The organism is Pseudoduganella rivuli (genome assembly GCF_009674485.1).
GTDB lineage: Bacteria > Pseudomonadota > Gammaproteobacteria > Burkholderiales > Burkholderiaceae_D > Rugamonas > Rugamonas rivuli_B.
Map to the genome: position 1 here is coordinate 145,432 of NZ_WKJJ01000004.1, position 12,502 is coordinate 157,933.

Annotated in this window: 8 protein-coding genes; 7 read left to right on the forward strand and 1 reads right to left on the reverse strand. The window is 59.6% G+C overall.

What is annotated here, in order from left to right:
• The first annotated feature begins 2 nt into the window (after positions 1-2).
• The 6 genes from GJ700_RS07620 to GJ700_RS07640 all read left to right on the forward strand — a co-directional run bounded on the left by GJ700_RS07620 (position 3) and on the right by GJ700_RS07640 (position 6,125).
• A complete protein-coding gene (locus tag GJ700_RS07620) occupies positions 3-1,934 on the forward strand; it encodes an alpha/beta fold hydrolase (protein WP_154372254.1) in 1,932 nt (643 codons plus the stop codon).
• 11 nt (positions 1,935-1,945) lie between these two features.
• The gene (locus GJ700_RS07625) at positions 1,946-2,998 is read left to right on the forward strand and encodes a LacI family DNA-binding transcriptional regulator (RefSeq protein ID WP_154372256.1); all 1,053 of its coding nucleotides are present in this window, start codon (positions 1,946-1,948) and stop codon (positions 2,996-2,998) included.
• Positions 2,999-3,109: 111 nt separating this feature from the next.
• Positions 3,110-4,102: a helix-turn-helix transcriptional regulator gene (locus GJ700_RS07630; protein WP_195763812.1), complete on the forward strand. Its 993-nt coding sequence runs from the start codon at positions 3,110-3,112 to the stop codon at positions 4,100-4,102.
• A gap of 129 nt (positions 4,103-4,231) precedes the next feature.
• Positions 4,232-5,146, forward strand: coding sequence for a LysR substrate-binding domain-containing protein (locus GJ700_RS07635; protein ID WP_154372260.1), 915 nt, complete (start codon positions 4,232-4,234; stop codon positions 5,144-5,146).
• A gap of 629 nt (positions 5,147-5,775) precedes the next feature.
• A complete protein-coding gene (locus tag GJ700_RS35870) occupies positions 5,776-5,904 on the forward strand; it encodes a hypothetical protein (RefSeq protein ID WP_260117358.1) in 129 nt (42 codons plus the stop codon).
• Positions 5,905-5,966: 62 nt separating this feature from the next.
• On the forward strand, positions 5,967-6,125 hold the full coding sequence (locus GJ700_RS07640; RefSeq protein WP_154372262.1) for a hypothetical protein: 159 nt from the start codon (positions 5,967-5,969) through the stop codon (positions 6,123-6,125).
• A 59-nt stretch (positions 6,126-6,184) separates the two neighbouring features.
• Here GJ700_RS07640 and GJ700_RS07645 read toward each other — a convergent pair whose 3' ends face one another.
• A complete protein-coding gene (locus GJ700_RS07645; RefSeq protein ID WP_195763813.1) occupies positions 6,185-9,148 on the reverse strand; it encodes a TonB-dependent receptor in 2,964 nt (987 codons plus the stop codon).
• A gap of 630 nt (positions 9,149-9,778) precedes the next feature.
• On the opposite strand from GJ700_RS07645, the gene GJ700_RS07650 reads away from it, so the two are divergent.
• Positions 9,779-12,424, forward strand: coding sequence for a TonB-dependent receptor (locus GJ700_RS07650; protein WP_154372266.1), 2,646 nt, complete (start codon positions 9,779-9,781; stop codon positions 12,422-12,424).
• Positions 12,425-12,502 lie beyond the last annotated feature (78 nt).

Consider the following 12,502-nt stretch of genomic DNA (forward strand, 5'->3'; position numbering starts at 1 on the left):
GGATGAACCGGCGTGATTTTTTAATGCTCAGTGCCAGCGCCGTCGGTGCGCCTGAACTGGTCCTTCCAGCCGGCGCCGTGCAGCCGGATTGGTCCCATCTGGAGGCGCGCCTGGCGCAGCGTGTACGGCTCGGCTATTTCGATGGCATGGGACTGATCATTGGCTCCGGCGATACCGTGTTGCACGAGTCTTACTTCGGCAACGCGGGGCCGGCCACTGTCATGCATGTGGCCTCCGCAGGTAAATGGACCGCTGCCGCCGCCATTGCCGCCGTGGTGGACAGCGGCGCTCTGAGCTGGGAAGATCGGGCCGCCCGGTTTTTGCCGCGGTTGGGCGGGGATAAAGGGCAGGCGACGTTAAGGCAATTGCTGTCCCACACGGCGGGCTATCCGGACTACCAGCCGGCCGGAGCGCCGCGTGACAGTTACCAGACGCTGGAAGAAGCGGTCAGCCATATCGCTGCACTGCCTGCGGTAGCTGCACCAGGCGCCATCTTTCAGTATGGCGGCCTTGCCATGCAGGTGGCGGGACGCATCGCCGAAATCGCCGATGGCCGGAACTTTCCCGCCATCTTCGAGTCCCGCCTGGCGGCGCCGCTGGGTATGGAGCGCAGCGGCTACGCGCCGGTGTCGCAGGAACCAGGCTTCAGTCCCATGCTGGGTGGCGGTCTTTACACCAGCACGGCTGACTTTGCGCGGTTCCTGGCCATGCTTGCGCTGAACGGGGCATATCGCGGCAAACGGATACTCAGTGCCCATGCCGTGTCGGTGTTGCATGCGGACCAGGTGCGTGGCGCCATGGTCAAACCCATGGAATATGTCGAGCAGGCGCGTGCCACGCTGCACAAGGACATCTATGGCCTCGGAAACTGGCGCGAAGAAGTAGCGCCGAATGGCGCGGCGAACCTGCTGTCGTCACCGGGCTGGGCTGGCGCCTATCCATGGATTGACCGGGTTTATGGGATCTGGGGCTTTGTGCTGGCCAAGGCCAACGTGGATATTGCGGTTGCCGACGGCTACAGCACATTCATGGGTTCCAGCATTTATGCCCCGATGGCGCGGGCTGCACTGGACGACGCCGCGGAAATCGGGGTGCATCGAGGCCGGGCAGGGCAGCTGTACTACGAGGAAAGTGGCAAAGGGCAGGCGGTGATCTTGCTTCATGGCCACAGTTTTGACCGCCGGCAATGGGGGCCACAGGTCGCTGTCCTGGAAAAACAATACCGCGTCATCCGCTACGATTTGCGCGGCTATGGCCGCTCCCCAATGCCTCAGGAGGACACGGCGTTCCTGCACGCGGAGGACTTGCGCGCCCTGATGGACGCACTGGACGTGCATCAGGCGCATCTTGTTGGCCTGTCGCTCGGCGGGTTTGTCGTAACGGACTTCCTGGCGTTGTATCCAGAGCGGGTCAGCAGCGCCGTACTGGCGGGAGGCGACCTGTTCGACGCGCCGGGACCGCATGATCCGTGGACTGCAAGGGAGATCGCGGCGCGCCGGGCTGAAATTGGCGCCCTGAAGCGCCATGGCGTATCGCGTTTCAAGCGCAAGTGGTTTGATGATCTGATCGCCAATTCCGGCAGCGGCAGCGATGGTTTGCGGGCCATACTTTGGCAAATGATCGACGAATGGCCCTGCTGGCAGCCGTTGCATCTCGAGCCGCGATGCCTGCTGGGGCGCACCGCGCCGGGCTTGCTGAAAAAGGTACGGCCGGCCGTGCCGGTCCACATCATTCGGGGCGACAAGGAGAAGATGGGATTCCGTATAACCGAATGGTTGCCGCAGGCAAACGTCACGATTATTCCTGACTGCGGGCACGTTTCGAATCTGGAGCAAGTCGCATTGTTCAACGACGCATTGGAAAAATTCCTGCGGGACGCGCGCCGTCCCACGAGCAGCCGTGCCAGATTCCCTGCCGGTGAAATTGCGAACTGAAGAGGAAGTCGATGTCCGAAAAACAAAATGAGCAGCGCGTGGAGCACGGCTTTTCCACAGCGACCATCCACGATGTCGCGCGCGCTGCCAATGTGTCGCCCATGACGGTGTCGCGGGTGGTCAATGGCCGGGTGCGGGTTGGCGAGGAGACGCGGGTCAAAGTGATGGCCGCAGTGGAAGCCTTGGGATATAAGGTCAACGTTGCGGCGCGCGCGGCGCGGATCGGCACCTTGCGGATCGGGTTGCTGTTCAGTAACCCTAGTGCGGCATTCATGAGCGAGTTCCTGGTGGGCGCGCTGGATCAAAGCAGTCAGCGCGGCGCGCAGCTGATCCTCGAGAACTGCAAGACGGCCGATGGCCAGCGGGCGGCGATCGACAAACTGATCGCCGACGGCGCTGACGGCATTCTGGTGCCGCCGCCATTATGCGACTGTACTTCCACGCTCAGTCATCTGGACGATATCAGCATGCCCATGGTTGCCATTGCCACAGCATGTCCAGCCCGCCACACGTCGGCCGTGCGTATCGATGACTATGAAGGCGCTGGTGCCATGACACGCCATCTGTTGGCGCTTGGCCATCGCGACATTGCCTTCATCAAGGGCGATCCCGCGCATACGCCGACGCAGTTGCGGTTTCAGGCCTTTATGGACGTATGCATCGCGGCCGGGGTGCCGGTGCCGCCGGGACGAATTGCCGAAGGCATGTTCACCTACCGGTCCGGCTTGATGGCGGCCAGGAAGCTGCTCGCCAGACGGCCCTGGCCGACCGCCATCTTTGCCAGCAACGATGACATGGCCGCCGCCGTTATTGCTGTAGCACATGGGCTGCGGTTGCGCGTGCCGGAAGATTTGGCCGTGTGCGGTTTTGACGATACGCCCATCGCCACCGCAGTATGGCCCGAACTCACTACGGTCCGCCAACCGATTGGCGACATGGCGCGGACCGCCATCGATCTGGTAATCGAGCAAATCCGGTATCGCGCCGACGGCACGCGCCTGGTGCAACACCGGTTGTTGCCTTATAAGCTGATCAAGCGGGACTCGACCGGAACGCTTGCCTGATGTCGAACCGGCTGTGCACCCGCTGGCGAGGGTGCCGGTACGATGCCTTATACTGGAAGTGGTATTGGACGTACATGTTGGCAGCCTTGCCAGAATTGTGGAGATATCAACATGCGCCTTGATGACCCGTTGGGTTGGCAAGCGGACCGATTGCCATCGCGCTATCAGACGTTCCTCGACACGCCGCATGTCCATCAGGCGACCGGGTTTCTGGAAAGCTCGCTGTTGCGACGGCAGACCATGGAAATTCAGGAAGCGGCCGCGGCGCGGGTTTTGCTGGGTGGTTTTACCGTCGGCAGGCTGACCATATGCAGCGTACAGTTCGGTGTCCCGGCAATCGCCTGGATGGAGTCCTCCTCGCCCTCCTGGATATTCTCGAGTCTGTTGCAAGGCCACGCCGCGCTTGGTGCAGACGCCCCCTATGAGCCGGGGCGCGTTGCCGTGGCATATGGACCCGGAAATATGCAAGAGGTGCGCATGGACGCCGACGCGCGCGTGTTGAATTTCGGTGTTGATGAAACAGACCTGAACAATAGCTGCCGATCCCTGCTTGGGTCGGATCTCCTGCACCCGCTCCATTTCCCTGCCGTGAGTACCGGTCCCAGTCCTCAGCTGGCGGCATTTGAAAGGGTGGTTTCCCGGCTCGCCACGACGCCCAGATATGAGCATCCGGCGAACCAGCGCCTCGAAGCGGCCCTGCAGGAAGCGGCCCTGTTCGAATTGCTGCTGGCCTGGCCGAACTCATACCGGTCTTATTTTGATTGCGGCGCCGCGTTGCCGCGGTCGACATTACGCGCCAGGGATTACATTCGCGCCCATGCGGCCGAGCTGCCGACGCTGGGGCAAATTGCCAACGCGGCCGGGGTTGGTGCGCGGGCGTTGACAATGAGTTTCAATAAACATTTGAAAGTATCTCCCATGCGCTACTTGTTGCAGTGCCGGCTGGATGGCGCGCGCGCCGATCTGTTGCTGCACCGGGAGCAGGGCATGGTGGGCAATACGGCCTGCAAGTGGGGCTTCTTCAACCTTGGACATTTCGCCGGGCGCTATCGGGAACGGTTTGGCGAGCTTCCTCATCAAACTTTACGCCGTGTGACACGTTGAACGGCAAACGGCTTCTTTTCCATGTTCAAGAACTTCCTTTTTCGAATAGCGCCCTGCCATGCCTTCCAAGAAAATAGGGGCGTCGGGCGGAGCAGCCCTTGGTACTTTTTGCGTTAACGGCCAGGCAGTATGAAGAACTTGACTTTGCGTGCCCTCCAGGTTTTCGAAGCAACCGCCACCGTCGGGAGTTTTTCGAAGGCGGCGTTGATGCTCAATCTGACGCAACCGGCCGTATCGATGCAGATCAAGCAGCTGGAGGGGGAGATCGGGGCTCACCTCTTCGTCAAGCAGTCGCGCAGCGCGACGCTGACTGACTCCGGGCGTGTTCTGCTGACGCATGCGCGCGATATCCTGGGGCGGGTTCAGGTGGCCGAGGCCGCATTGGCTACACTGTCCGGCAAGGTGGGCAAGACCTTGCATATCGGCGCCATCTCGTCGGCCCACTATTTTGCTCCATGGCTGATGCAGGCGTTCCAGCACCAGTACCCACAGGTCCGCATGAAACTCAGCGTCGGCGAGCGCAGCGATATGTTGAACGCATTGAGCGAGTCGCGGCTCGACCTTGTGATTGCCGGTTTCCCGCCGGCGCATACGGCCGTTGACGCGGAACCGTTTGCAGCGCATCCGCATTGCATGATTGCCGCGCCAGGCCATCGGCTGGTCGCGTTGCGCAACATCGACTGGGCGGATTTGAAAGGCGAGCCGTTCGTGAATCGCGAGGCCGGTTCGATGACGCGTCATTTTTTTGACTACCTGGTGCAGATGCATAAATTGGAAGTCGACGCGCGGGTCGAATTCCAGGGTAACGAGGCAGTGAAACAGGCGGTGATGGCGGGCATGGGGATCAGCTTCATGTCGGCGCATGCGTTTCAGATTGAACTGGAGGCCGGGCGTCTGGTGGTTCTCAAGATTAGAAACATTCCGAAGATGCTCGACTGGTGTATCCTGCGCCGCCGCAGCGGGGCACCGTCCGGCGCCGCCGCCTTATTCCGCTCCTTTGTGCTTGAGCGGGGCGCCGAACTGGCTACGTGCCGCACCGCCTGAGCGGCGCGGCGGAGGGAGCAGGACCGAAGCCGGCCCAGCTCCTAAAGGAAACCGTGTTACGCCGACGGATTAGAAGTCGTGCCTCACGGTGAGCCAGAACGAACGCGAGGTATTTACCTTGATCCAGGTGCTGATTTCGGCAACTGGTTATAGATATCGGCTTAGGTGACGCCCGTCACGGTAGGGGCGAAGGTGTCTGAGGCCGAGACGTACATTTTGTTCCTCAGTATCCGCATTATGCCGCTCAAGTCGGAATCCGGCGGCGCCGGACGCAAACCCGAACTGCCAATGAGCGCGTGGTATCGCGGCAAGGGCTGAGCGCTCATGCGGACCTCGTGGAAAGACAATCCGACGCTGCTGACGGTACGCTCAGGCTATACAAACTACCCCCGGCCAGAGTACGACGCCTTTTACCGGTAAAGCATCGCGCACAATATTGTCACGTTCGATGGACACGCCGAGCCTGCGGAAGACACCTATCTTGGGTCGCATACGCCTGGCCAAATTCCGAACATGATGGATGGGGCCGGTATTCGCTACGTGTTTGCCGAGGCGACGGGGCCGACCTCCTCCACTTATTTCGCCCGCAATTTCGGGCATTTCCTGTGGTCAGTCTGTCGGGCCCGGACATGATCGGTGTCCGCAATCGTCAGGTCGGCCGGGTGACGGACGTCTACTTCAACCTCAAGGCGGACGGCAGCATTAGCCATCGGAACGCCAATGCGAACCTGATGATGGGCTGGGAAACCGACGCCTAGATGATCGCGTTGACCAACTTGGCTGGAAGCGCGCAGTCGTCGGCCCGGCAACTGTCGAGTGCATGTTTGTCGGTGACGGCAGCTATCTGCGGCGCAATGGAATGCTGCTGCTCGATAGTCTGTCGCAGCGTTTCCTGGTTGCCGACTATGGCCATACTCCGCGCTTCTGGACGCAAGGACAGGCCGGCAGCCAGGTCACCCTGTGGCTGCTTCGATGTTGACATCGCGGCAGGCCGGGAAACGGCGAACGACGCATTCCGTTGGCCTGCCGCCGCTGGCATTACTTGCCGAACTTGTAGCGCAGCGCCAGACCGAAAGTGCGGCCGTTGAGATAGTGCTGGCGCTCGATGCCGGTCTGGAGCCCGGCGCCCGATTCGCCGATAAAGCGGTCCAGCCCCTTGTTGGTGAGGTTGGAAGCGGAGAACGACAAGGTCAGCTTGTCATCCAGATTGTAATTGACCGAGCCATCCAGGATACCGTAGGCGCCGATGTAGCGGCCGTCGATTGGATTGGTCGACACGCCGAACAGGATCGACTCCGAACGCCAGGTGTAGACCAGGCGTGCCGACAGCTTGTTGTCCTCATACATGCCGGACACGCTGAAGTTGTTCTTCGATTGCATCGGTTGCGGCGTGTCGACCAGCCGCGGCGCGGCCGGGGTGCCGAAGTTGACCGGATTGGACGTGTCGACATAGCTATATGAAGCGCCGACGCCGAAGTTCTTCAGCAGGCTTTGGCTACCGTCGAAGAACCACTGGCCAGCCAGCTCCACGCCGCGGGCGTAGCCGTCTTCCGTGTTGATCGACCTGGTGACCAGATACTGGCCGTTGCCGCAGCCATTGGGTAAGCTACCCGTGTAAGGCTGCGCCGTTTCCACTGTCCGGCATTCTGCAATGCCGTTGACGAAGCCCTTGATCTGCTTATTGAACACCGCTGCGGAGACGTAGTTGGTCTTGCTAAAGTATTTTTCGAGAGAGAGATCGATGCTGTTAGCGGTCAACGGTCTCAGGTCGGCATTGCCCTGGGAGGCCGTACCGTTGCCGAAATTAACCGACACGCTCGGGTTGAGCGCGTCCAGAGGCGCGCGTGTCATGCCCCGGCCATATGCAAAACGCACCAGCGTGTCGGCAGTGATGTCAGCGCTCACGTTCAACGAAGGCAAGGCATTGGTATAGCTGGTCCTCTTCTCGTTAGCCACGTAGCCACCGGCCGCCGTCAGCGTGTTGGCGACCTGGGCGATCGCGCGGCTGTTGGTGCGGACCACGCGCAGGCCGAGATTACCTTTGATACGGTCGTCCAGGGCGGAAAAATCACCCATCAGGTAAGCCGCGGAAGTCTTTTCCTCGATAAAGCGGCGGGCAGGGACGTTTTCGATATAAGCGCCTTGCAGCGGAATGCCGGCCTTAGGGAAGGTATTGGCATACGTATTACCCGTCAACTGGTCGGCGGAAACCACCGCGAAGCCGCCGGCATAGCCCCCTTGGCCACCGAGGAAATTGGGCGGTGACTGCATCAACATATTCGCTACCGTGGTGGCGGGGACGCCGTTTGATTTTGTCGCGTTGAGCGGCAGATTATCGGTGGTCAGGAATTTTTCCGGGAAGGTGAAATTCGAAAATGCGCTCTGTTGCTGGGCGAACCGAGTCCCGAATTTCAAGCGGGTGAACATGCTGTCGTCAAGCACGTATGCGCCGCTCAGGGCGCTTGCATAACCGCTGTCGTCCGTGGTGCTTTTGGCGCTGGCGAAGGAGCGCAGTACAAAATTCTTCGGATCGCCCAGGCTAGGTCCCGTGAACGTCATCTGATGCGGCGCGCCGTCGGCAACCCGGTTGACCGACCACGTCAGCCCTGGCGCGGAATCGATGGTGGCGGCCGGTCCCTCATCGGTCAAGTCCGACTTGATGTAATTGAAGTCGGCCTTCAGGCTCAGTTGCGGCGTCGGGCTCCATTCGACGCCGCCGGCGCCGATCCAGGTGGTGTAGGGGCGGCGCGCATTGTTGCCGGTGGTGTTGATGGCGGAATCCAGGAATGAACCGCTGACCAGGCGCTTACCGGCCAACACGTCATTGCTGCCGCCGTTGCTGTTTCGGTTGGCCAGCGCTTCAGTGAAGGAGAAGGGCGCCGTTTGCAAGTTCTGAATGTTGGCGCCATCGACGGTGTTGAGGAAGCGCCCTTGCTGGTTATATTGATAATACGTGTAGTTGAATTCGCTGTAGGCGCGCAAGGTGTTGTTGACGCGATAGTCGGCGGCCAGGTTCAGGCCCTTGCGCGTGCGCAGGATCGTTTCTTCCTGAATATTGTGCGAGGTGCCGGTCGACGTCATCACGTTGCCGATCTGCTCCGCACTCAGTCCAGCCAGATTGGGCGTGTTGGCGCCGACCGTGGCCGACACTGGCAGCAGTGGTACGCTGGCGAGGTAATTGATATCCGAGCGGCCGACATAAGCGGCCATCGGCTGCGCCGGACTGTTGGACTTGTTGGCCGCCGCCAGGGCCGCATACTCGGCGCTGTCGGCGCGGACGGCGCGCTTGAGGCTGGCGCCGCCATTGGCTGGCGTGGCGTCCGAACGGCCGGTGCTGGTCTGGTATGTGGCGGCCGCCATCACGCCGAAGCGGCTGCCGCCGCCCAGATCCCATTTGTTGGCAATCAGGCCGAATAGTTCAGGATTGGCTTTTTTTGCCAGGGTGTTTTCGCGCCCGCCCACACCCAGCGAGACCGTCAGACCCTTGAAATCGCTTGGGTTGCGGGTACGGACATTGACCAGCCCACCGATGCCGCCCTCGATATGTTCGGCCGTTGGATTCTTGTAGACGTCGATACCGGCGATCATGCTTGGAATCGCGTCCTCGATATTGAATTCACGGTTGCCTGCGGTGAAGTAGGACCGACCGTTGACCTGCGAGCCGGTTTGCCCGGACAGGCCGCGAATAGTGATGCCGGAGCCCATACCGACTGGCGAGGCGCCTTCGCCTCCGTATCGGTAGCCCTGCACACCCGGAATCCGGGTTAGCGTCTCGGACACGTTTGGATCGGGCAGCTTGCCGATATCTTCGGCGGTGATGGAATCGACGACTTCCATGGCGTCGCGCTTGATCGCGACTGCCGAACGCGCGCTGGCGCGGATACCGCTGACGACGACGGTGTTGTCCTTAGCTTCCTGTGCCACGGCGGTCCCGGCGAAAGCGTGGCTGACCGCCAGTGCAATGGTTGAAATACGCAAGGACATGATGGTTTTATTCTTCATTTCACTCTCTTCCTTCATTTGATTCCATAAGGTCGCTGGACAGTCCGGCAAGGACACCTTGTGCGTTGTTTGCTTGCCTGCCATGCCGCCAACGACGGGCAACAATCTGATTTTTTATGCGTCTCTTCCTGAGTCTTCTCCCTTTCTCTTGTCATCCTCTTACGCTTTGGCGGTGCATGGCCGATGGCGGCCAGAGGCAGCGCCGCGAGGCCATCGCAAAACGTGGAATGCAAATGTCCGAATAGCGCGACAATCAGCGTTTGCCTTGCACGCGCTACCGGCAATTGGCTTGTGAGCCCGGCGACGAGTTATCGATAACAGTCGGGAAAACTATATGGTTCCCCGTTTGTCGGTGTCAAACGCATATAAGTTTTGCTGATGAGTAAATCGGCGGGCAGGATGGGCGGGATCCGAGCGCACGGTGGGCCGTGTGTATTTGTCAGGGTATAAGTATCGATTATGAGGATTTGACGTAAACCACACATTAATCCAGTATCTCAGCGCTGACTGGTATCGATAACACCTCTCATTAAATGGCGGTGGTGGTATCGGCATCAAGCATGGCACACCGGACCACCACGACGTGGTTCCCCTGACTAATTAAGAAAAACTGAGGATTGGAGAAAATTGATGAAGACCAGGAAACGCTTTCGCGCGACGGTTTCTGCCCCTGCCTGGCTGTTTGTGTTGGGCAACGTGAGCCTTTCTCATGCGCAGGTGGTCGGCAACAGTGCAGCGGCGGCGCTCACCGGCCAGGATGGCGATGCCGCCGTCGTGGTTGTGGCTGGCCTGCGGGCCAGCCTGGAAGGTGCGCGCAATATGAAACGGAACAACGACGCCATTTCCGATTCCATTGTTGCGCAAGACATTGGTAAATTGCCGGACCAAAACATTGCGGAAGCCGCCCAGCGCATTCCCGGCGTCCAGTTATCGCGCTACAAGGAGGAGGGGGGCAGCATCGCCATCCGTGGCCTGTCGCAGAACAAGGTGGTACTCAACGGCCTGGAAGTGTTTGGTGCCAGTGCGCATGCGGGAGAATACAACGGGCGCAACTTTGACCTGGAAGATCTGCCGGCGGAAGTCCTGGCTGGGGTGGATATTTACAAGAGTTCATCGGCCCATGAAATCGAAGGTGGTTTGGGCGGCTACGTCAATATCCGTACCCGTCAGCCGTTTGACTTCAAGGAACCGACCGCAACCGTGTCGGTCAAGGCGACCAATTTTCAGATGGCGCCAGGCTTCGGGAACAAGACCCGTGCGCAGGCGTCGGCCCTGTTGACCAAACGGTGGCAAACGGGCGTAGGCGAAATGGGGCTACTGGCCAACATCGCGCACACCGACAGCGTGTTTGGGGCGGGCGAAGACGAAGTCACCCCGCCGCAAAGAATTGCCAATTACGCAGGTTCCGGCAAAGACGTCATCCTTCCTACCGGTATGTTCACAGGAAATGGACATCACGGCGATCGCCACCGCACGACCACCATTGTTTCGTACCAGTGGCGGCCGGGTGACCAATTGAACCTGTACGCCAACTATATCGGCATCGATTATCTGGTACGCGACAATTTCCAGACAGCCCGTTTTTATCCTGGCAAGCCGGTATCGCCTTTTACGCTCTGGGGCGATAAGAATGCTGATGGCAGCGATAATTTGAAATCAGGGACCTTTGCCGACAACGCGATGACCGACACCTCCGTCTACGGCGACGAGGGGCGCAAAGGAAAACTGTTTGACGTGGGTGGCAAATGGGGCAATGGCGGCCCCCTTACCGTCAAGGCCAGAGTAGCCCATAACGAAACCGCTGTGGTCAATACATTGTACGAATGGGGCCTCAACGCTGGCATTCCCGGGATGACCCTGACGATGAACGACGGCTCGGCGTCGCATGTCTCCGTGTCCGGCGCCGACCTGAATAATCCAGCGATTTATCATCCGAACTATCTGCTTGCGATTCATTTGGACGGCAAGCAGAGGAACACCGCGGCGACCGCGGATGCGACTTACAAGTTCGATAACGACGTCGTGCGTTCGGTGGACCTCGGCCTGCGAATCAATGACTACACACGCCACTCGTATGGCTTCGTTAAATACTATTGCATCGACAGCTGCAACAGCAGTAAGACCCTGGCAAGCGTGGATCCGTCGCTGTTGCGGCACGTCCCGGCCGCCGAAGCGCGGGACGTCGGTTCGTACTGGACCTATTCAAGCGAAGCGATCCGGCAGCAGCGGGCGTTGCGGTCCTTGTATGGCCTTCCGGCTACGGAAGCCAATATGCCGGAACAGGACCAGTTCAATAACGAGAAAACGCGCGCGCTGTACGCCAAGCTGAATTATGACTTCGAGCTTGCCGGTATTCCCATCAGTGGCAATGCAGGGACCCGCTATGTTCAGACCCGGCTGTACGGAGAGTCGTACGGCGCGGACGCTTCAGGCAATCTGGTAAAGCAGTCGCGAGATTCGGCGCGTACCGACGTGCTGCCGTCGTTTAACGCCAATATTGGTTTACGCGACGACCTTGCGCTGCGGCTTGCAGCGTCCAAAACGCTGGGCCAGGTGAACTTTGGCTACCTTGGCGCCGCAGTCAATATTACCAACCAGGTGCAACACGCGGCGCAGGCGGGCAACCCGGATCTGAAACCGTACAAATCGAAAAATTATGATTTGTCGCTGGAGCACTATTTCGGCAACCATGGGATGGCCAGCCTTGGCGTATTCGATAAGACGGTGAATGGTTTCATCCAGACCGTTACCGAACAACGGCAGATCAATGGCGAGACGTACAACGTCTCAACCTATCTTTCCCGCGGGACGTCCACCGTGAAAGGCATCGAGGCCGCCTATCAGCAATTCTTCGACAAATTGCCGGCACCGTTCGACGGCCTGGGCATGCAGGCGAACTACACATACGTACAATCGCACGCCCCATCGGTGGTGGCCGGCCAGACTGTGTCGTTGGAAGGTTTATCCAAGAACAGCTACAACGTCATCGGCATGTATGAGAAGGGCAAAATCAAGGCGCGCCTGGCTTACAACTGGCGCAGCGGTTATGTCGTGGCGACCAGTTCGGGATCGTTGGGAATACCTGCATATGCCAAGGCACTGGGCACGCTGGACTTCTCGATTGGCTATGACTTCAGCAAACAGTTATCCGTGGTCCTGGATGGCGTGAATATCAATGGCGCACACAGTGAAAATTATTATGGCAATCCACACGTCCAAAATAACTATCTGCCGCTGAACAAGCGCTTTGGTTTGCAAGCGCGGTACACGTTCTGATCTGTTCTTTGCCTCTTTATGCCGGCTTGTCCGGCACGGCCAGCATTACCGCCCAGGCGGTTATACTGGCCACTCTGC